Origin of the sequence: Actinocrinis puniceicyclus (assembly GCF_018283645.1) — a bacterium.
Taxonomy (GTDB): Bacteria; Actinomycetota; Actinomycetes; order Streptomycetales; family Catenulisporaceae; genus Actinocrinis; species Actinocrinis puniceicyclus.
Window position 1 is genome coordinate 57,986 of record NZ_JAGSXH010000018.1, and the last position, 20,597, is coordinate 78,582.

Below are 20,597 nucleotides of genomic sequence, written 5' to 3' on the forward strand. Positions count from 1 at the left end.
GAGTCGCCCGTAGCGGCACGCTGATCTCGCAGATGCCAACCCGGTCATCGCGGTCGGGGAAAGGCGCCGGCTCATCCCGTCCATCGTTCCGATTCGATGGACACCGCGATACCCGGGGTGCTGCGGCTCCGAACCTGGAGCCGCAGCACCCTGCGTTTGTTCGGGCGGTCCCACGTATACGACGCCAGGTGTGCGCTGCCGGGCGGCGGCAGATCGGGCGAATGTTTGCAGGGCTGATCGGCGACGCCATATCGTTCCCTGACAAACAAGCGACGACGTGGGGGCGCCGGTGATCTCTCCAGGGGAGCCATCGTCCACACCCGGCACCGACCGGCGGTGCCCGCCTCACGTGTGATCGGGGAGCGACTCGATCCAGCGCGCGACCTGGTCGTGCAGGGCCGCCGGGTCGAGCGAACGGCCATCGGCGTTGTCCGCCCGGATCTCCAACACCGGTATGCCCGCCTTGCGCAGGGCGTGCGTGGTGAACCAACTGGCCCGGCTGTCGGGACTGATCAAGTGGACCACGCCGTCGACCCGGTGCGTGCGGGCCTCCTTCGTGTACCACTCCACAGACCACGGCGGCGTGTACATCTGGTCCCGGAAGGCGCAGAACCTGGCTGCCAGCGCGCGCAGCGGATCGTCCCCGTAGCGGGCGTAGGCGTCGGCCGCGAGGGCGAGGTACATGGACCAGACGAACACGGCCCCGTGCGACTGCTCGAAGGAACGGTAGAAGTCCATGTCGAACCACAGACCGCGCCCGATCCACATCAGTCGGCGCCGCTCACGCGGCACAACCGCCCGCCCCTCGGCCACGAGCGAACTGACCTCCCGGTAAAGGGATTCGGCCGCCGCGGTCGCCCACGGCGTGCCCCGGTGCCATTGCGGGATCATCACCGCGGGGATGACGTCGTTCACAGGGACAGGGCACCGCGGGGCGGAAGCGAGCAGGTCCCGGGTCCTGCGGTTCCACTCGGCCTGCTCGTTGGACAACGCCATGATGCGCGCGAGGCGTTCCGGGCTGAAGCGGGCCCCGGTGAGCTGTTCCAGCCGTGGGACGAGCCCCTGCAGTTCCAGCTGCAGCAGATCGATGCGGGGGGAACCGATGGCCGTCTCCCAGTCGTGGCGCATCAGCTCCCACCAGTTCGCCGGCACGATCTCCGCCGCCGCGCTTTCCAACGGGAGGAACGCAACGCCCAGTTCGCTCTCCCACAGCTGGAACATGCGCCGCAGGCTGTCGCCCGAGCAGTCGGCAATGACGACCGACGGCAGCGGCAGCCCGCCCCAGGGCGCGTCGTCGCCGCGTGGGGAGAGCGCCTCGGCAAGGGGCAGAGCACTGTACTGCTCGACGTCGTCGGGCAGCCCACGCTCGCGCAGCGCCTCCAGGTACCGGCCCGACATCCGCTTCGCGGAGATGATGGACGACCACCACTGGTTGACTACGTACGGCACGTCCATGGCACGCAGCAGTTCCTGGGGGACGTCGGCGTTGACGAGCGCGAACGGGCGTCCCTGCGCCGCCTGGCCACGCAGGGTCGCGAACCACTCGCGTTGATGACGCAGCGCGTCACCCGCGGCGCCGAGGCGCGGGCGCGAGAGTGTACGGTCGCTCATCGTGCCATCCGCGCTTCCTGCGAAAGGAGTTGGCTGCTCAGGTCGGGCAGGTCGATGCCGGCGTAGGGCTGGTCGCGCAGCAGCGCGGCAGGCACCCCTGCGGCTGCCGCCTGCGCCGGGTACCCCCACCGGTGGGCGTCGTCGTACTGGCGGCAGTACGTGAGGACGTAGTGCGCGCCGCTGCCGCCGACCGCATCGCGGATGGCGTCCGCCATCCGATGCGGGGGACGGGCCACCGTCGGCAGCACCGCACGCGTGTAATGGTCCGTGAGGGCCTCCAGGGTCGGCTCGCCGATGGGCGGCTGGTCGCCGCCGTCGCCCCAGTCGTGGTCCTCGCCCACCACCAGCCAGCCGTCGCCTTCGAGCGCGTCGTAGACGTCGGCGGTGTCATGGCTGCTTCCGGAGACGAACACCGCACGGCCCGCGGGCCGTGCGGTGTCACCGGCCAGCGCGGCGGTGAGGGTGTCGGCGTACTCTCTGGCCGGCATGGCCGTGCCGGCGGCATACCAGCGCAGCGCCTCGCTCCCCGAGAGCGCGCCGGCGCGGCGCCGCCGCCGCAGTTCGGTGCGCGCGGCGCGGGCGGCGTCGTGGTCGGCGACCGCCTCCGCCAGTTCGGCCGCGTCGATGGCGCGTCCGCGCCAGGCCGCCAACTGGTCGGCGAAGCGGCGGATCCGGCCGAGGTTGTGGCGTCGGGTGGGCTCCCCCGGCAGGTAAAGCAGATCGACGAAGTGAACCGGCGGGAAGGTCTGCGCCCCGATCCGGCGCAACTCCCTGAGTGTGTAGAACAGTTGGAGTGAGGCGTCGCAGTCGTGTGTGATGACGATCAGGTCGGGCGCGGGTGTCTGGTCGGGCGCGGGTGTCTGGTCGGGCACGGCGTCGTGCTCCTGGGGCGTGAGGATTGCCGCGAGGATGTTCACCGCCTGCGGGTCGACGCAGCCGTCGAGATAGGTCCGCGCGAGCGTGGTGTCGCGTCCCGCGCGTCCGGCCAGCCGTACGGGCAGTGCGCCGGCGGCCGCGATCAGTTCCACCGGAGTGTCGCAGCCGATGTAGCCGACGACCGGCCGGCCCTGCGCCGCGCGGCGCAGGGCGTGCAGCCCACGGTCGTCGTGGGCGGCCCGCAGATCGGTGGCCGCCTGGCGTGGTTCGGGGGATTCCATCAGACCACCCCGGCCTCGCGCAGTTCGGCTATCTCCTGCGCCGACAGCCCGCCGATCCTCGCGAGCACCTCCTGCGTGTGCTCCCCGAGGTGGGGTGCGGGCTGGTCCAGGCGGACGTCGCAGTAGGAGAAGCGGATCGGCACGCCCGGTCCCATCAGGCCGGTGGCACCGTGCTGGGGGTGGTCGAGTTCGACGACCTCCTCGCGGCGCAGCACCTCGGGGTTGCGCAGCGCGTTCGCCGGTTCCAGCACCTCGGCCGCGGGCACTCCCTGCCCGATCAGGGTCGAGACGGCTTCGGCGCGCGGCCGGCCCCGCGTCCAGGCCCCGACCATTTCGTGCAGTTCGGTCGCATGACGCACGCGCTGGTCGCGGGTGGCGAATCGTTCGTCGTCGATCAGGTCGGGGCGGCCCATGGCCCGGAAGACGCCGCGGGCGAAGGTGTCGGTCGGTCCGCACAGCGCGATCTGCCCGTCCTCGGCGGGGAAGATGCCGAACGGGGCCAGGCGCGGAAGCGCGTTGCCCGTCCGCAGCGGCATCCCGACCTGCTCGAGGGCGTCGAAGGGCTCTGTGGACAGCAGTGAGGTCAGCGCGCCGAGCATGGAGACGTCCACGTGCTGGCCCGCGCCGTCCCGATCACGCTGGATCTTGGCGGCCAGGGTGCCGATGACCGCGAAGAGCGGTGCCAGCAGGTCACCGACCGGAAGGCCGAAGCGCACCGGGTCCGTCCCCGGCTCTCCGGCCGTGTACATCACCCCGCTCATCGCCTGAATGATCGAGTCCATCGCCTTGCCCGTGCCGCCGTCGGCGCCGAATCCGCTGATCGACGTGTAGATCACGGACGGGTTGACGGCGCGCACGTCGCGGTAGCCGACGCCGAGGCGGTCCGCGGTGCCCGCCGCGTAGTTCTCCACGACGATGTCGACGTTGCGGGCCAGCCGCAGGAAGGTCTCGCGGCCCCGCGCGTCCTTGAGGTTGATGGTGATGCTCTTCTTGTTGCGTCCGCGGCCCATCATCGACACCGACATGTCGGTGTCGGCGGAACGTGCGGTGCTCAGCCCGTCCTGCCCGTAGTAGGGCGAGTTGTAGCGCGCACTGTCGCCGCCGGTCGCGGGGTTCTCCACCTTCACGACGGTGGCGCCCAGCCCACCGAGCAGGAGCGTGGCGTAGGGCCCGGACAGCGCGGTGGTCAGGTCGAGCACCACGGTGCCCGCCAGCGGGCGGTTCGGCGTACGGTCGGTGTGCACGTCGGTCACCGCTGATCTCCCTGCGTGATGGTCACTGTGTCCTCGCCGCTCCAGTCGAAGCGGGTGTGCAGGCCGGCCCTGCGGCTGATGTCACGGATGTAGGCGAGGACTTCCTCGCCGCCCGAGGTCCTGGCCACGGGCACGGGCCGGCCCCGGTCGTCGATGCGGCACGGCAGCAGCCCGGCATGCACCCGCCCGTCGTCGCCGACCTCGACGCAGGCGATGGCCGCGTTCCTGGACTCCGGGTGGAAGGGGTAGTACGGCATGTCCGGGTCCGGGGCGAAACCGTAGAGCTTGACCCGGCGCAGCGCCCATGCCCGGCGTTCCGGACTGTTGTCGTCGGCGTTGGGGGTCAGGACGCGGGTGACCGTCACGAAGTTGCCCAGACCGTGATAGATGGGCCGGCCGCGGTAGATCTCAATGCCGCGCATGATGTGGGCGTGGTGCCCGAAGACCGCGTGTGCGCCGGCGTCGATCGCGGCCTGCGCCACGGGGCGCTCGTACATGGCGATCACGGCCGGGGTGTGCCCGATTCCCTTGTGGAGTCCGACGACCACGATGTCCGCCTGTTCGCGGGCGGCCTCGACGTCCCGGCGCATCGCGTCGAGGCTGTCGGGTTCTGCGAAGGTGTAGATGTTGGGCGGGCCGCCCGGGCTCGCGTGGTCCAGCTCGTAGTGGGTCAGCACGTGGACATAGGCGCAGCCGGGCTTCGCCGAGGTCGCCCAGCTCTCGCGCGGGCCGACGCAGTTGTAGCTGAGCACCGCCACCGTGCGGGTCCCCGCGCGGACCACGGCAGGCGTCCTGGCCTCCGTGATGGATGCGCCCGCCCCGGCGGTGGCCAGTCCGTGCGCACGGGCGTGCCGCACGGTGTCGAGTACGCCGTCGGGACCTGCGTCCGCGATGTGGTTGCCGGCCAGGGTCACCGCGGAGAAACCCGCGCGGGCCAGGGCGCCGAGAGCCGCCGGGTCGGCGGGCGGCGCCGGGACGTCCGTGCTGGTCTGCACCGTGGTGGTCGAGTGCGGCACCTCCACGTGGCCGATGACGGTTTCGCCGCCCAGCAGGATCGGACGGCAGGGCTCGAAGAACGAGTCGGGGTCCGGCTCGTCGAGGATGATGTCGCCCACGGCGAGAAGCCTCGTCATCGCCACTGACCCCCGTTGGCCTCGTAGTCGGCCAGTTCGTCGAGGAAGACCTTCACCTCGCGGGCCAGCCGACGCGGGCGCTCCTCCGCCATGAAGTGGCCCTCGTCCTCGAACAGCACGGTCTTGCTGTGCCGGACCGCGGTCGCGGCGCGCAGCGCCGACTGCGGTGAGATGACACCATCGCGCAGGCCGGCCAGGGACAGCACGGGCAGCTCGATCGTGGCGAGGATCTTCGCGAGCTCCTCGTTGTCGGTGGCCTGCGGGAAGGGCATCCCCTGGTTCACCAAGGCCTCCTCCTCGCTGTAGCCGAGGTGGTGTTCCACCAGCCTGCGCAGGGTCTCCTCCCGTGTCCTGAGCCGCTGCTCGCCCTCGGTCCTGCCGCCGATCACGGCCAACTGCTCCCTGAGCACGGCGGGATCGCGGCGTCCTTCGACCACCCGCCTGCGGCCCGCCGACGACGATGTGTCTCCGGATCGGTCGTGCGGCGTGCCGACGACGCTGATCAGGGCCCGCAGTCGCTCGGGATGGTTGCGGGCGAGGTGCCAGCCGATGCCGCCGCCGTGCGATACGCCGGTGTAGACGAAGGTCTCGATGCCGAGGTGGTCGGCGACGGCGAGGACGTCGGCGCCCCACTGGTCGAGCCAGCCGGCGGCCGGCGCGGTGGCCAGATGCGTCGAACGCCCGAAGCCGCGCGCCTGCACGGTGATGACCGTGCAGCCGTACGGGTCCTCGGCGAGGATCGCCGGATACGGCCCGAAGCCGGAGGCGCTGGAGATGACGATGTCACCGCCGGTGCCGTGCTGTTCGAACCAGACATCGGCGCCGTCGAGGGCCAGGATGGTCACGAGCGGGTTCCTCTCTGCTGGACCGCCGCAGTGCCGGCGGTCCTGTCGTGCGGGTCGTGCGGGTCGTGCGGCGACGGCGCGGGCGCGTCAGCCAGGTGCGGGAGCGCGCGGGCACGTGCGGCGTCCAGCAGCAGTTGCGCGTCGCGTTCGAGGAGCAGACCCTGGCCGGTGAGCCGCGCGCAGGCGGCCTCGTACCGATCCAGGTAGTCCCGCCGCGTGGGGTAGAGCGCGCACAGTTCCTCTGACGGCAACGGGTCCGCGTGCCCGATCAACCAGGCGACCAGCTCCGCGGTGCCCATGGGCGCCCAGGGGGAGGGGAGGCAGTACCCGGGCACCGGAGTGCTGTGCGGGCGGTAGACCGCCACCGGGGCCTCGACCCAGGGGGTGCGGACCCCGCCCAGTACGTTGCCCCGCCTGTCGCGCGCCAGTTCCCGGGCCTCTCCATCTCCCGCAGGGTCGGCGAAGGCGAAGCGCTCGGCGCGCGGCGGCGGGGTGCCGGTGGCCACCCAGCGGTGCAGCAAGGCATACGCGGCACGTGCCACGGCGTCCATGCGGGCGTCGCTGAGCTGCTCGTTGATACGCCGGACCGGCACGTCGTGGCCGCGGTTGGCGAACTGGGCGCGGTTGGTCAGCACCCGCCACAGCTGCGGGTTGTCGTGGGAGGTGCCGGCGACCTGATAGAGGCGGTAGCGGTCGCCGGGGGCGTCGCTGTCCGCGCGCAAGGAAGGGCCGTGCGTCTCGCTCTCCAGCTCGCTGAGCACCTCGAAGACCGGTACGTCGGCCGGGCCGATGATGCGCCGCGGGTCGTCGTCCGGCAGCACCGGGCTGTCCTCACCCAGCGGCAGGTAGCCGGCGGCGCCGGCGGCCCCGGAGGAGATGCCGATGAGATAGCCGTCCACGGCGGGTGCCCCGTCCGGCAGGCGGTGCCGTTCGTGGAAGCCGTCCATGAGGAACACCCGGCAGAAGCTGCCGGTGTTCGACCAGCCCGACAGGTACGTGTACCGCACTCGGTCGGCGAGGCCCCCGAGGGGGCTGCGGCCGCGGGTGCGCAGCGCGGTGAGTATCCCGCCGACGATGTCCCAACGAAGGCCCGCGTCGGGGATCGACAGCTCGCCGTAGCGCTGCGGGTCGTAGGCCTCCTGCATCGTGGCGGCCATCCGGTGGTCCTGGGTGATGCCGACCCAGGCGGCGCCGGTGCCGGTGATCCAGGGGTGTGCCGTCTGCCAGGTGAGCGCAGTGTCGTAGTCGGGGTGCAGCGGTTCGGCGAGCACGACGCCGTTGAAGCGCTCGGCGGCCGGACTCCGCACCAGCACGCGGGTGACGTACGGCTGCTCGCCGATCTGTTCCAGGATGCCGCCGCGGTGGCGGTATCGCCCCGCCGTCCCGGCGGCAAGGAACTCGCGCTCCTGATACCCCAGCGGCCCGAGGTCGACCCCGACGCCGTCCACGGGCAGATGGCTGGTACCCAGCGGCTGCGAGGCCGCGGTGGCTTCCAGTTCGCGCAGGAGCCTCAGGGGCATGACGTGGTGCTCCCGGTCGCCTCGCGGGGCTGGGTGTGCTCGTCGGACCAGGGCGGCAGTTCGCCGGCCAGGTGGCAGGCCACCTGACCTCCCAGCGGCGCGCTGCGCAGCAGCGGCCGCTCACTGCGGCACCGGTCGACGGCGAAGGGGCAGCGGTGCGCGAAGGGGCAGGCCTCACCCAGCGGGGCCTGCCGGGCCGGCGGCAGGGCCAGTGCCTCGCGCCGCTCACGGCGGGCCCGCTGGGCCTCAAGGTCCTGCATCGGTGCCGACATGACCAGTTGCCGCGTGTAAGGGTGCTGCGGCTGCCGGTAGACGAGTTCGGCGGACCCGCTCTCCATGACCCGGCCGCGGAACATGACGACGAGATCCTCGGCGACGTGGTTGACGACCGACAGGTCGTGGGTGATGAACAGCAGGGAAAGGCCGAGCTCGAGGTGGAGCTCCAGAAGCAGATTGAGGATCTGCGCCTGGATCGACAGGTCGAGCGCGCTGACGGCTTCGTCGCAGATCAGCAGCCGCGGCTGGAGGATGAGGGCGCGGGCGATGGAGATGCGCTGGCGCTGCCCCCCGGAGAACTGGGCCGGGTAGCGTTCCGCCGTCCCGGCGGGCAGGCCGACCTTGGCCAGCATGGCCCGTACCAGCTCGTCGCGGGCGGCCGCCGACAGGGAGCGGCCGGTGCGGGCGCAGTGCGCGCGCAACGGCTCCTGCAGGGTGTAGCCGATGGTCTTGGTCGGGTCCAGGGAGCTGTACGGGTCCTGGAAGACGACCTGGATGTCCTGCGGCCGGGCGGGGCCGCGCAGGTCGTTGAGCACCGTCGTGCCGTACGTGATCCGGCCGGCGCTGAGCGGGGCCATGCCGAGAACGGCCTTGGCGACGCTCGACTTGCCCGACCCGGACTCGCCGACCAGGCCGACCGCGCGGCCGGCGGGGACGCTGAGACTCACTCCGTCCACGGCCCGGCGGTGCCGGCGCCGGCCGATCGGATAGTCCACGACGAGGTCGCTGACGGTGAGTTCGGCCGCCTCTTCGGCCGTCGCGGTGCCCTTCACGGCTGCGCCTGGAGGAGTTCGGTGCGGATACATCGGCTGACACGTTCCTCGTTCAGTCGGACCAGCGGGATGTCGTCGTCCGCGCACTCGGCCGCGGACAGCGCGCACCGGTCGCGGAACCGGCAGCCGTCGGGATGGGCTCCCGGCGGCGGCACGGCCCCGGCGATGGCATCGATCGGGGTGCGCCGCGGGGCTTTCTCCGGGCTGGATGCCATGAGCGCGGCGGTGTACGGGTGGGCGGGAGCGCCGAAGACCTGCTCGACGGGGGCCTGTTCGACGACCTGGCCGGCGTACATGACTGCCACGTGGGTGCAGATGTCGGCGACAACGCCCCAGTCGTGGGTGACGAGCAGGACGGCCATGCCGGTCTCGCGCTGGAGGCGGCGCAGCAGAGCCAGGACATCCGCCTGCACGGTGACGTCGAGGGCGGTCGTGGGTTCGTCGGCGATCAGCAGGTCGGGAGAGCCGGCCAGGGCGGCCGCGATGGCGACGCGTTGAGCCATGCCGCCGGAGATCTGGAACGGGTAGCGCTTCGCCATCTCCTCGGGGTCGGGCAGCTCGACCATCTCCATGAGTTCGAGCACCCGGCGCCGCGCCGCCTCGCGGGAGAGCCTGGCGTGGGACCGCACGATCTCCGACAGCTGCGACCCGATCCGGAAGGAGGGGTCGAGAGCGACCATGGGTTCCTGCGAGATGAGGGCGATCCTGGTGCCGCGCAGGGCGGCCAACTGCCTGCGGGTCGCCCGGGTCAGGTCCCGGCCGTCGAAGATCACCGAACCGCCGGTGACGGCGCCGTTGGCCTCCAGCAGACCGAGCACCGCCCGCGCGGTGACCGACTTGCCGCTGCCCGATTCGCCGACGAGCCCGAGGGTCTGCCCGGCGTCCAGATCGAAACCGACGCCGGTGAGCACCTCCACCTCGCCGCGCGGGGTGAGGAAGGAGACGCTGAGGTCCCGCACCGAAAGCAGGGCGGTCCCCTCGGGAACGGGGGCCTGGGCGACGTCGGGGCGCCGCCTGGCGGGCTTGACGCGCAGGCCGCCGGAAGAGGTGTGGTTCTGCGCGGTGACGTCCCGCACGGTGTCGCCCAGGACACCGAGGGCGAGCACGGTCAGGGCGATCAGGCCGCCCGACGGGGCGAGCAGCCACGGCTGCGTGCTCAGCGTCGTCGCCGCCTCGTTGACCATGCCGCCCCAGGTGGCGGCGGGCGGCGGCGGGCCGAGCCCGAGGAAGGTCAGACCGGTCTGGATGCCGATGGCGAGCGCGGCGAACAGCGAGGTCTGCACGATGATGACACCGCGGCAGCGGGGCAGGATGTGCCGGAAGATGATCTGGGTGCGGCTGAGCCCGAGCAACTCGGCGGCGGAGACGTAGAGTTCCTGCCGGACCGTCATCGCGGTGCCGCGGATGATGCGCATCATGCCCGAGGCGCCGAGCACGCCGAGGGTGATCATGGCGGCCGCGATGGAGTGGTCGAAGATGGCGAGGATCGCCAGCAGGATCACGATGACCGGCACCGACATCACGATGTCGGCGAGCCGCATGACGAACCGGTCGAACCTGCCGCCCAGGTAGCCGGTGGCGACGCCGAGCGGCACGGCGACCACCAGCTGCGCGGCCACGCCTTCCAGGATGCCGACGATGGACGACCGGCCGCCGTACAGCAGCCGGCTCAACACATCTCGCCCGAGACTGTCGGTGCCCAGCCAGTGGGCGCCGGAGGGGGTCCGCAGGATCTCCTGCAGGTTCTGGTGGAGCGGGTCGGCCGGCGCGATGACGGGGGCGAGCAGACAGCAGGCGAACAGCAGCAGCAGGAAGCCGGCGGTGATCCGGCCGCGCGCGGTGGCCAGCACCGCGCGCAGCACGCCGCGCCTTCTGACGGGGACGTCGGTTGCCGTGGTCATGAGACGCGAACCTTCGGGTTGAGCAGGCCGTAGGCGAAGTCGATCAGGAGATTGATGGCGATTACGCAGAGGGTGAAGAAGACGCCCACGCCGAGGATCACGGGTATGTCGTGGTCGAGCGTGGCCTGGGTGGCGAGGGAGCCGAGGCCGGGCAGGACGAAGACGTTCTCGATGAACACCGCCCCGCTGAGCATGCCGACCGAGACCAGTCCCAGCGAGGTCACCACGGGGATGGCGGCGTTGCGCAGCACGTGCCGGTACCGCACTGACCGCTCGGGGACGCCGTTGGCGCGCAGGAACTTCACGTAGTCGGTCTCCAGCACCTCCATCACGGTGTCGCGGGTCTGCTTGGCGACGTAGGTGATGCCCTGCAGGCTCAGCGCCAGCACGGGAAGGATGATCGACTTCAGCCATCCCGCGGGGGATGCCGCGAGGTCCTGGTAGCCGGTGGCCGGCAGCAGGTTGAGATGCACGGCGAAGAAGCCGACCAGGATCAGGGCGACCCAGAAGCTGGGCAGCGCGAAGCCGAACAGGGACACCACGTCGATGAAGCGGCCGAGCGCGCCGCCGCGCACCGCGCTGGCGAAGCCGAGGGCGACTCCCGCGACGGCGCTCAGCAGTATGGTCGGCACCAGCAGCGACAGGGTGACGGCGAGTCGGCCGTTCAGGCTGGACGTCACGTCCACGCCACTGATGATCGACGTTCCCAGGTCTCCGTGGAGGGCGCCGCCCAGCCAGTGGCCGAAGCGCACGACCCACGGGTCGTTCAGTCCGAGCTGGCCGCGCAGCGCCGCCACGCTCTGCGGCGTCGCGTTCTGCCCGAGGATGGTGCTGGCGGCGTCGCCCGGGACGATGGCCTCGAGGCCGAAGATGATCAGGGAGACGATCAGCAGCAGGGGGATCGACATCGCGGCGCGATGAAATATCAGCCGCCCCACGGCGTGTCACCTCCTTTCCCTGCGTGCCGTATGGCTGCGAGAGTCACTTCAGTCGCCAGGAGAGGTCGGCGGTGGGGCCCACCGGCATGGGGTTGGGGTTGAGCACGGACGCCTGGAAGTTCTGCAGCCCGGCGGCCGTGTAGTAGACGCTCTGGGTGGCGAAGATCGGCACGGTCCAGGCGAGCTCCTGCAGCCGCCGCGAGGCCTGCTGGTACTGCGCCGTGCGGGCCTGGGCGGAGTCCGCCGTCGCGGCCTGCTGCATGATCGAGTCTAGCTGGCCGTCGGCGGAGCCGAAGGGGTTGAACAGGCCGTGCGTGATCTGGGAGTCCAGCTGGGACATGGTGGTGCCCGCGGTGGGGAAGATGATCGCGGCGTACTTCTTCGACAGGGCGTCCCCAACGAACTGGGCGATGCCCGTGGTCTGCACATGCAACGTGGCGTCGATGCCGATGTTCCCCAGCGCGTCGACGATGGCCTGGGAGTAGGTGTTGTTGACGTCGAGCAGGGATTCCGTCAAGATCGTGAGCTTGAATCCGTTGGGGAAACCGGCCTGCGCGAGCAGGGATTTCGCCTTCGCCACGTCGTAGCCGTAACCGATGTTGCTGTCGTAGCCGTCGGTTCCCGGGAGCAGCACTTGATCGCTGCCGGAGGCGTAGGAGCCGGCCATCGCCTTGGCTATCGCGGGGCGGTCGAAGGCCAGAGCGATCGCCTGCCGTACCCGTACGTCGGCGAGGGCCGGGCTGACGGCGCCCTGGCGGTCGACCAGATTGAGCGACCAGTTGAAGAACGGCGCGGTCTCGACCTTCAACCCCGCCTGCTTCGCGGCCGCGGCGGTGTTGGCACTGCCGGAGGCGAACTGGACCTGGCCGGTCTGGGCCGCGGACAGTACGGCGTTCGGGTTGTTGATGACGCGCACGACCGCGGAGTCGAAGTGCTGTGCAGAGGGCTGGAAGTAGTGCGGATTCTTCTTGTACACGTACCGGTTGTCCGCGACCGAGCCGGCGCCGTCGTAGATGAACTGTCCGGTGCCGTCGCTCGAGGTCAGCAGCGACTGGGGGTTGGCGAGGCCCTTGGGCCCGATGAGGTTGCCCATCCCGTTGTACTGGGTGAGCGTCAACGCCGCCTCCGGGGTGGGCGCCTTGTACGTGATGCGCACCGTGGCGGGCGAGACGGCCTCGATCTTCGCGACAGGGCCGACGTTGCCGACCAGGCCGCCGCCGGCGTGCAGGAAGTAGTTCATGGAGGCGGCGGCCGCAGTGGCGTCCAGCCCCGAACCGTCGGAGAACGTCACACCGGAGCGCAGCGTCAGCTCGAAGACCTCGTTGGCGTGGTCGGTGAAGCCCCACTTGGTGGCCAGGTCCGGTGCCAGGTCGCCACTGCCGCTCAGGAAGATCAACGGGTCGTACGCCAGTGACACGAACATCGCGGATCCACCGTTGCCGGCCTTGGCCGGGTCCAGGCTTATCGGCGGCCCGGGGAACTGGACAGAGAGCTGGGAACTCGTCTGCGAACCGGTCCCGCCGCCGGAGCAGCCTGCCAGCGCCAGGGCGCATACTGCGGCCGCGATCGCCAGATGTGGACGGGTGACTCCTGGGCGGCGCCCGGAGGCGGGGATGAAGCGGAACATTGCGCTCCTCAGCAACTGTGATGGGGACCACGAGGTGGGGCGAAGTTATCCATGTGCGTAACGAGTGTCAATAGAAGTGCAACGCAATGTTCCCTTCCCGTGGCGTAGGGAACAGAGGCGGAGTCGCGGCTGACGTTGACATTCTCGGAAACGATCTCGAAGATACGAGCAGGCTCGGTGACGTCCGGCATCGAATGTGTGATCAGTTGGAGGATCTCTTGAACTCGCGAGCTCGCTCGGCTTCGGCCCGGGACTCCGCCCGACAGGCGATGCCGCGTATGCAGGACGGCCCGTCCCCCCAGCACCTGCTGGTGACTCTGCTGGGCGACTACTGGCTCAGCCTCGACCGGCACCTGTCCTCGGCCGGGCTCATCGACCTGCTGTCCGAGTTCGGCATCAGCACGCCCAGCGCCCGCGCGGCGATGAACAGGCTGCTGCGACGCGGCGTCGTCGAGATCCGCAAGGTGGGACGCCAGACCTTCTACCGCCTTGACGACCACGCGGCCGAGCGCATCCGCGAGGGGGGCCTGCGCATCGCCGCCTTCGGCCTGGACCACGACTGGGACGGCCTGTGGACCGTCGTCGCCTTCTCCGTGCCCGAAGACCGGCGCGACAGCAGGCATCTGCTGCGCTCACGGCTGCGCTGGTTCGGCTTCGCGCCCCTCTACGACGCGGTGTGGGTGTCCGCGTCCGCGACCGCCGCCGACGCGCAGACCGTGCTGGAGGAGCTCAACATCTATACGGCGACGGTCCTGCGCGGCACCACCGACCTGGCGGCCGACCGGTCACCGCTGGCCGCCTGGGATCTGGATGCCGTGGCCGAGGTGTACGCCTCCTTCATCGACGAGACGCTCCCGCTGCTGGAAAAGTCGCTGGCCGGTCGGATCACGCCGCAGCAGGCGCTGATCGCCCGCACCCGTCTGATGGACACCTATCGGCGGTTCCCCGGCATCGACCCCGGCCTGCCCAGCGATCACATGCCGGCCGGCTGGCCGCGCAACGAGGCCCGCTCGCTGTTCACCCAGGCGTACAACGCCCTTGGCCCGCTGGCCGAGACGCGAGTCAAGCAGATCATGGCCCCGCACGACGAGGACGCCGCCGCGCAGGCACGCTTCCAGTCCATGGATTGGCCTGCGGCTTCCACCGTGACGACGCCCTGACCGCTATGCGCGTCCGGATTCCTCTCGCCCCGATGCGGGCGGTTCGTCCGGAGCCGCACCGATTGTGTCAGCAGCGTGTCAGAAGCCCGCCCAGACCTCCGTGGTGCGCTGCTCGGTCAGCTCGGCCAGGCTGTCGTCGTGGACGGCGATGATCTGCCGGAACCGCAGTGCCGCGAGCGGGGCCAGCCCGTCGTAAAGCTCGGTGAAGACCTGACGGGCCTGCGCCCGCGGCCAGTCGGCGGGCAGGAGTTCGTCCGGCAGGCCCGGATCGAGCCCGGGGAAGACGCGCCAGGCGTCGAAGACCTTGGTGCGGATGACCAGCGCGTCGCTCGGGCTGACCGTCCCGGCGTTCATCTGCGCCAGCGATTCCTTGTGGGTGGAGAGGAATTTCCGGTACGACGCGGCGACGTCGTCCAGGTCCCAGGCTCTGAGCGGGGAGTGGCCGCCGGCCTCCGAAGCTCTCAGCACGCTCAGGTTCCCGACCCCGGCTGCCCGCAGGATCGGCTCAAGCGTTCCAGGATCCGCGTGTGCGGACACCCACAACCCGTCGAACAGCGGGGCGAACCCCAGCCACCGCAGATAGCTGCGCACCCGGTGGCGCACGTGGCGCTCCTGCTCGGGCACGCTGAAGGCCGCGACGGTCCAGATGCCGTCCCAGTCCTGGGACCGCGCACCGAACCGGATGATGCTGGCGTTCTTCTGCCGGCTGTCCTCCCGGCCGATGTCGCTCAGCCGCAGATACGACTGCCGTCCGGACTTCTCGGCCGCCAGGATGCCTCGCTTGACCAGCCTGTTGGCCGTCGCTCGCGCGCTCGTCTCGCTGATGCCGAACTCGGCCAGCAACCCGATCAGCCCGCTCATCGGCACGGCCGCCGTGCTGTCCAGCCAGTACTCTCCCAGCAGCGTCGTCAACAGCCGCTGCGGTGACGCCCCCGTTTGCTGGCGCGGCAGGACGCTTCCCTCTTCTGCGCGCCGCAGAACCAGCGCCTCCAGGGACGGCTTCTCCAGTGACATGCTCCCAGCCTATCGGGGGCCGTGGGGGGCTGATCGCCCGCTGTGCGAAGCCTAAACCACGCGCAGTCGCGGACCCGGCGACGTGCCGCACCAGGTGCGCGGAGACCTCCGTCGGGGGCGGTGGCTATCTCTGGGAGGGTGAACTTCGCCCCTGGACAACAAGGTCCTGATGGGCTGCTACGTCTCGGCCGAAGGTGCCATCCGCCCCAAGGGGACGATGTACTTCGTCCTGCACCCGCACGGGATCAACATCGTAGCCGCTAGATCGCAGGTCAGCGGCTCAGGCTCAAACACCAGGCCAGCATCAGGCTCTTGTGGACAGGTGTTGTGGGTCAGGTCTTGTCTCAGTCCGCGCGAGGCGCGATCATGGCTGATCGTGTTCCATTTGTTGACGGACTGGTTCGGCCTGGTTGTCGGCCTCGCGTGCTTGCTTGAAAGCCTGTGGTTCTACGTACTGCGCCGACGACACCCAAGTGACCGCCGACGTCGCCCAGGACTGGCAATGATCGTTTGCCTGGGCGTCATGCTCACCGTCAGCAGTGCGTCCCGGATGCGTGGCTGGACTGGAGGCGGTCAAACGGCTGCGTTTGTCCTATCGGCTGGCGCCGCCATCGCTGCGGTAGCCTTCGCAGTACGAGCCCTGGCCGAGCGTGCCTCGTCGAGCGACACCAACGGCTGACACCAACGGCGGCGGACGGCAGCAAACACGCGCAGTCCGCAGCGACCATCAAGACTCAGGCATATCTGGCAACGCCCTGGTCACAGAGTTCGTAGACGCGACCCTGGAGGGTCAACGGGTCGCAGGTTCAAACCCTGTCAGCCCGCCGCTGTTAGCACAGCTCAAGGCCGGTAACCGGTTCACGGTTACCGACTGTCTTCGCGTCCGAAACAGCACGTGGTGCAGCAGCTGCCACAAGACGGAGAGTCTCCGGCGGTGCGACAGAGGATCTCCGCGTCAAAAACGTCAAAGTGTCAGGCTTTGATCTGCACACGTGTCACGCGCGCCTGATCAAGTCCATATCCGGTGTCACCTGAGTCTGTGGCTGCGCCGCTGTGAGGCGCTGGGGCTGGCCTGGGACGATATCGACTTGGAGAATCAGGCCGTTCATGTGCATTACCAGTCGGGTGTCGTACATCTATGTCATGATTTGCCAGAATCTGGACCCGCATAAGCGTCCGCTATGCCCGATTCCGGACCAGAGATGCTTCTTCGGTGCTGCACCAGCTGCTGCTCCGGCTGCACCGGCGCTGTGGAGTTCTCAATCAAGCTTCTTTGTTCAGAATGGGCTGGTGCCTGTCGTGTCGGCACGCTGAAAGTCGCGCATGTCCCTGGGCGCCCGTGCCCAGGCCGGTTGTGCGGCCTGGGCACGGGCAGATGCCCTGTGGGGTTACTGGATCTGGTCGTGGAGGGCGGTGATCTGGGGTGCGCTTAGGGCGTAGTCCCAGTCTTGGACGTTGCTGATTTCTCCGGGGAAGTAGTCGGCGGGGTTGCCGTTGTAGAGGTCTCTGCCGAGGGTGAGGGCGCCGGTGGCGTTCCAGGTGGTGATGCCGGTGGCGGTTGCGGCGAGGGTGCCGTTGACGTAGAGCTGGGCGGTTTTGGTGGCGGCGTTGTAGACGCCGACCAGGTGGGTCCAGTTGGTGGTGGCGCCGGTGGCGGCGGCTTGCGGCTGCCAGGTGGGGTTGGTGGTGTCGGCGGTCATGAAGTACAGCTTCCATTCGCCGCCGTTGCCGGTGCCGTAACCGAGGTAGAAGCCGCTTTCGTTGGTGCCGTCCTGCGCGGCGAGGACGGCGTTGTGGGTGGTGGAGGAGAGTTTGGCCCAGGCGGAGACGGTGAAGCTCGCGGCCGTGTTGATCACGGGTCCGCTGCTGGTGCCGTATCCGGCGGTGCCGTCGAGGCTCAGGACGGTTCCGTCGGGGTCTGATGTGCTGATGCGGGCGGTGTCGGTGTTCCAGGTGTAGTTGGTTCCGTTGGTGCCGCTCAGGTTGATCGGGTTCTGGCCTGGGTTGTTCATGGTGCCGAGGTAGGGGTCGTGTGCCGCTGTGCCTTGCGCGGCTTTGTCTTGCGCGGTGGACAGGAAGGTGGCGCCGTTGGCGCCGTCGGTCAGGGGCCAGGTGTCCTGGGGGATGAGGTAGGCGTTGGCGAGGGCTGCGTAGCCGGCGATGGAGAGGTTGACGTGGTCGCTGACTTGGGCGTTGGGGTCGAGTTTGGTTTCGCCGTTGCCGGTGTCCGGGACGCCGAGGTTGCCGGGGGCGTCGATGTAGTACGGGTAGTCGGTGAGGTCTTTGTTGACGGCGAGGCGGGTCTGGTCGGCGGTGGCGGTGCACGGGTCGTTGGTGGCAGCGCCGTCGCCGGCGTAGCCGTCGCAAGGGGTAAGCAGGACGTAGACGGGGGTGATGCCGAAGGCGGTCAGTTCGTTGTTCAGGGCGGTGTAGCCGTTGGTGAACAGGTTGGACTCGGTGGCCGCGTTCAGGACGTCGTCGAGTCCTTCGTAGACCAGGACGGTGTTGATCTCGGGGTGGTCGAGGATGTCGCGGTCGATGCGGGAAAGTGCGGAGGGGCCGCCGGCGGCGCCGCCGGAGTAGGTTTCGGGGTTGTCGGTCATGATCTGGTTGGATTCGATGCCTTCGGCGATGGTGCCGTAGGGCAGCGGGGTGGTGGGTTCGGCGGCGGCCAGGTCGTCGGACAGGCGGATGCTGGTGGAGCCGATGGGTGAGGTGTTGGGCTGCCAGGCGTCGATCAGGCCGTCGCCCAGGACCGCCTGGGTGGCGTCGCCGGTGGTGGCGACGTCCAGGTCGGTTAGGACGTCGGTGAACCAGCCCTGGTACGTGCCTGTGCCGGTGAAGGGTGTGCCGCTGGTGTCGGTGGTCTTGTCACCGGTACCGGTGGCGGAGAGGTATTCGTAGGCTGTGTTGGCCCAGGAGTGCTGGACGAGGTAGGGCACGGAGTTGGTGAGGGTGAAGGAGACCAGCAGCCACTGGTTCGCGGTGACGGGGAAGGAGGCGGGCGGGTCGGCGTAGGCCATGGCGCCGGCGGGGATGCTGGTGCCGGGTTGGCTGCCGAAGGTCAGCTGGGTGAAGGCGCCTGACGGTATGGCGGTGGGCAGGCCGCCGCTGGTGGTGTCGAGCGCGACGGTGGCGTGGCCGATCGTCAGGGGGGTGGTGCCTAGGGCGTTGTCGAGTTTGATGCGCACGGTGCTGCCGGAGACCGAGGGCTTCAGGGCGATGCGGAAGGTCTGGTTGCTGAAGTTGGAGCCCTGGAAGTTGTACTGGCCTTCGGTGGGGTTGGCCCAGGCGCCGGTCCAGTTGGTGCCGGCGGGCAGGGTCGCGGTGGTGCTGGTGTTGGGGTTGACGGTGGTGTTGATCTCGGTGGTGGCGGTGGTGATGTTGCGTACTGCGATGCCGAAGACGTGCAGTTGCGGTGCTGTGCTGCTGGCGCTGGACGCGAGGTCGGGCAGGGTGATCGACTGGATGGTTTTGCCGGTGTTGAGCGGCACGGTGAACATGTAGATCTTCGCGGGGGTGGTTTGCTGCCCGCCGGGGGAGTTGCGGTGCGGCAGGGTGACGGCGGCGATCGAGGCTGGGCCGGTGACCCAGTCGGGGACGGTCAGGTCGTAGGTGGAGCTGTCGCTGGTGTAGTTGATGGCGCCGAAGGTGGCTGGGCAGGGGGCCTGGGTGTTGGTGCCGAGATCGCACCAGTTGTCGGCGATGGCGGTGCCGGGGGGTGCGTAGGGCGCGGCGTTGTAGTTCGGGTCGGTGGCGGTGATGGCCGCGTTGGCGCTGGTGGCGGTGACCAGGAGGCTTAGGGCATTGCCGGTGCCGGTGACCGGGATGGTTTGGTTGGCGGCCAGGATGTTGTCGTGCGCGCCGGTGTCGAAGGTTGGGAGGGTGAAGGTGGCGCCGTCGATGGTGACGCTCTGTCCGGGTTTCCAGCCGGCGTTGGTCAGGTCGGTGGCCGAGAGACTGTTGCCCCAACCGTCGGCGTTGCCCTGGGCCGGGTTGTTGTCGGGGCTGATGGCGGTGTTGTTCAGGCAGGCGGTGAAGCTGGTGCAGAGGTGGCTAGCGTGTCCTGCAGCGGTGAAGGGGTAGGAGGTCCAGCCGATGTTGCTGTCGCCGGCGGCGTCGCGGGCGTAGACCCACAGCGTGTGCGGGCCGTTGGACTGGGGGGTGATGGTGACGTTGGCGGTGGCGTACATGGCGTTGATCTCGGTGGCGGTCAGGGCGCGTGTGTAGGTTTGCACGTCGCTGACTTCGCCGGGGACCTGGTTGGACAGGGTGCCGCCGGTGGTTTTCACGGCATTGATGACCAGGGGGCCGGGGGCGTTGAAGGTGGCGGCGACGGCGGTGGTGCCGATCAGGGCGCCGTTGACGTAGAAGGCTGCGGTCTTGGCGGTGGCGTCGTAGACGCCGACCAGGTGGGTCCAGGTGTTCAGTTGTGGGGCGCCGCTGGCGTGTACGGCGTATTGGGTGGCGCCGTGTACGTCGGCGGACTGTACGGTGAAGTTCCAGGCGTTGGCGGCGAGGTTGTACTGCAGGTAGAACGCGGACATGTTGGCGCCGGCCTGGGAGAGGAAGGTGGAGTAGTTGGCGGTGGAGGTCAGGTAGGCCCAGGCGGAGACGCTGTAGCTGTTGGTGGTCGTCAGTACGGGGCCGCTGGTTGAGGCGTAGCCGGTGGTGCCGTTGGTGGCCAGTACGTGTCCGCGTAGCGGGTCGGTGGCCCAGGTGGCGCTGGTCATTGTGACGGGGTTGGTTCCTGCGGAGTCCGCGCCGGTGATGCCGGTGCCTTCGGTCAGCTTCCAGCGGTCGGCGGGTGTGGAGGCGGCGGTGCCGGTGGGCAGCGCGATATCACCTGCCGGCGGGTTTGAGGGGGGCGGCTGCTGGTCGAGGGCGTAGACGAAGCTGGTGGCCGGGGCGCCGTTGGTGGCGCCGTTGAAGGTGAAGGTGCTGGGGGTGCCGGCGTTCTTGCCGACGCCGCCGCCGGCGCTGGTGTCGGGGTAGTCGGTGTTGTTCGCGATGGCGGGGGCGTCGGGGCCGGTGGGCTCGGCGGTGAAGTGGCAGGTGGCTGACCACGGGCTTTGCGGGCCGCCGTCGCTGTCTTGCGCCTTCCAGTCCACGGTTTGGCCGTCGGTCAGGGAACTGACGAAGGAGGAGGGCAGGGTGTAGGTGGCGGTGGCGCCGTTGGCCAGGGTGTCGGTGGACAGCCCGGTGTGGGTGGTGCTGGTTCCGTCGATCCAGTACTGGAACGTGGCCTGCACGTGGCCGCCGTCGGGGTCGTGGACTTGCGCTCGTAGGACGGGGGGGTTGGTCGCCAGGGTCTTGCCCATGTACGGGTAGGGGGCGGCGGTGGCGCAGCCGACGTTGTCGCTGCCGGTGACCGCGGCGAGGTTGGTGG

General features: G+C 69.6%; 13 protein-coding genes. 1 reads left to right on the plus strand and 12 read right to left on the minus strand.

Annotated features, from left to right (window positions below; all coding sequences use genetic code 11):
• Positions 1-345: 345 nt before the first annotated feature.
• From KGA66_RS07965 to KGA66_RS08010, 10 genes are read right to left on the minus strand one after another with little or no spacing between them, the layout of a single operon-like run.
• On the minus strand, positions 346-1,611 hold the full coding sequence (locus KGA66_RS07965) for a 2-hydroxyacyl-CoA dehydratase family protein (protein ID WP_211466229.1): 1,266 nt from the start codon (positions 1,609-1,611) through the stop codon (positions 346-348).
• Entirely contained in the window at positions 1,608-2,768 is a 1,161-nt protein-coding gene (locus KGA66_RS07970; protein WP_211466231.1) for a 2-hydroxyacyl-CoA dehydratase family protein, read from the minus strand. The genes KGA66_RS07965 and KGA66_RS07970 overlap by 4 nt, the downstream gene beginning before the upstream one ends.
• Positions 2,768-4,021, minus strand: a complete 1,254-nt coding sequence (locus tag KGA66_RS07975) for a CaiB/BaiF CoA transferase family protein (protein ID WP_211466233.1) — start codon at positions 4,019-4,021, stop codon at positions 2,768-2,770. Before KGA66_RS07975 ends, KGA66_RS07970 begins: the two co-directional genes overlap by 1 nt.
• Positions 4,018-5,154 (minus strand): CapA family protein, encoded by a 1,137-nt coding sequence (locus KGA66_RS07980; protein ID WP_211466235.1) that lies wholly within the window; start codon positions 5,152-5,154, stop codon positions 4,018-4,020. Before KGA66_RS07980 ends, KGA66_RS07975 begins: the two co-directional genes overlap by 4 nt.
• Positions 5,151-5,999 (minus strand): alpha/beta fold hydrolase, encoded by an 849-nt coding sequence (locus KGA66_RS07985; protein WP_211466237.1) that lies wholly within the window; start codon positions 5,997-5,999, stop codon positions 5,151-5,153. The genes KGA66_RS07980 and KGA66_RS07985 overlap by 4 nt, the downstream gene beginning before the upstream one ends.
• Complete coding sequence (locus KGA66_RS07990) at positions 5,996-7,519, minus strand: alpha/beta hydrolase domain-containing protein (protein ID WP_211466239.1); 1,524 nt, start codon at positions 7,517-7,519, stop codon at positions 5,996-5,998. Before KGA66_RS07990 ends, KGA66_RS07985 begins: the two co-directional genes overlap by 4 nt.
• On the minus strand, positions 7,510-8,568 hold the full coding sequence (locus tag KGA66_RS07995; RefSeq protein ID WP_211466241.1) for an oligopeptide/dipeptide ABC transporter ATP-binding protein: 1,059 nt from the start codon (positions 8,566-8,568) through the stop codon (positions 7,510-7,512). Before KGA66_RS07995 ends, KGA66_RS07990 begins: the two co-directional genes overlap by 10 nt.
• Positions 8,565-10,469 carry a dipeptide/oligopeptide/nickel ABC transporter permease/ATP-binding protein gene (locus tag KGA66_RS08000; protein ID WP_211466243.1) on the minus strand — a complete coding sequence of 635 codons (1,905 nt, stop codon included), beginning with the start codon at positions 10,467-10,469 and terminating at the stop codon, positions 8,565-8,567. Before KGA66_RS08000 ends, KGA66_RS07995 begins: the two co-directional genes overlap by 4 nt.
• The gene (locus KGA66_RS08005) at positions 10,466-11,407 is read right to left on the minus strand and encodes an ABC transporter permease (RefSeq protein ID WP_211466245.1); all 942 of its coding nucleotides are present in this window, start codon (positions 11,405-11,407) and stop codon (positions 10,466-10,468) included. Before KGA66_RS08005 ends, KGA66_RS08000 begins: the two co-directional genes overlap by 4 nt.
• Before the next feature lie 43 nt (positions 11,408-11,450).
• Positions 11,451-13,034 (minus strand): ABC transporter substrate-binding protein, encoded by a 1,584-nt coding sequence (locus KGA66_RS08010; RefSeq protein WP_211466246.1) that lies wholly within the window; start codon positions 13,032-13,034, stop codon positions 11,451-11,453.
• Between the two features lie 218 nt (positions 13,035-13,252).
• Here KGA66_RS08010 and KGA66_RS08015 point away from each other — a divergent pair, with 218 nt between their 5' ends.
• Entirely contained in the window at positions 13,253-14,194 is a 942-nt protein-coding gene (locus KGA66_RS08015) for a PaaX family transcriptional regulator (RefSeq protein WP_211466248.1), read from the plus strand.
• A gap of 78 nt (positions 14,195-14,272) precedes the next feature.
• Here the strand turns inward: KGA66_RS08015 and KGA66_RS08020 are convergent, their stop codons facing one another.
• Both KGA66_RS08020 and KGA66_RS08025 read right to left on the minus strand, forming a co-directional pair.
• Positions 14,273-15,208 carry a PaaX family transcriptional regulator gene (locus KGA66_RS08020; protein ID WP_211466250.1) on the minus strand — a complete coding sequence of 312 codons (936 nt, stop codon included), beginning with the start codon at positions 15,206-15,208 and terminating at the stop codon, positions 14,273-14,275.
• Between the two features lie 1,388 nt (positions 15,209-16,596).
• On the minus strand, positions 16,597-20,597 hold a 4,001-nt coding region (locus KGA66_RS08025; protein ID WP_312886809.1), incomplete at its 5' end, for a LamG-like jellyroll fold domain-containing protein.

What these genes read in the sequence shown, in the direction of transcription:
- KGA66_RS07965 (WP_211466229.1), bottom strand. Translation starts at nt 1,611, where the DNA reads ATGAGCGACCGTACACTCTCGCGCCCGCGCCTCGGCGCCGCGGGTGAC.
- KGA66_RS07970 (WP_211466231.1), bottom strand. Translation starts at nt 2,768, where the DNA reads ATGGAATCCCCCGAACCACGCCAGGCGGCCACCGATCTGCGGGCCGCC.
- KGA66_RS07980 (WP_211466235.1), bottom strand. Translation starts at nt 5,154, where the DNA reads ATGACGAGGCTTCTCGCCGTGGGCGACATCATCCTCGACGAGCCGGAC.
- KGA66_RS07990 (WP_211466239.1), bottom strand. Translation starts at nt 7,519, where the DNA reads ATGCCCCTGAGGCTCCTGCGCGAACTGGAAGCCACCGCGGCCTCGCAG.
- KGA66_RS08000 (WP_211466243.1), bottom strand. Translation starts at nt 10,469, where the DNA reads ATGACCACGGCAACCGACGTCCCCGTCAGAAGGCGCGGCGTGCTGCGC.
- KGA66_RS08010 (WP_211466246.1), bottom strand. Translation starts at nt 13,034, where the DNA reads ATGTTCCGCTTCATCCCCGCCTCCGGGCGCCGCCCAGGAGTCACCCGT.
- KGA66_RS08020 (WP_211466250.1), bottom strand. Translation starts at nt 15,208, where the DNA reads ATGTCACTGGAGAAGCCGTCCCTGGAGGCGCTGGTTCTGCGGCGCGCA.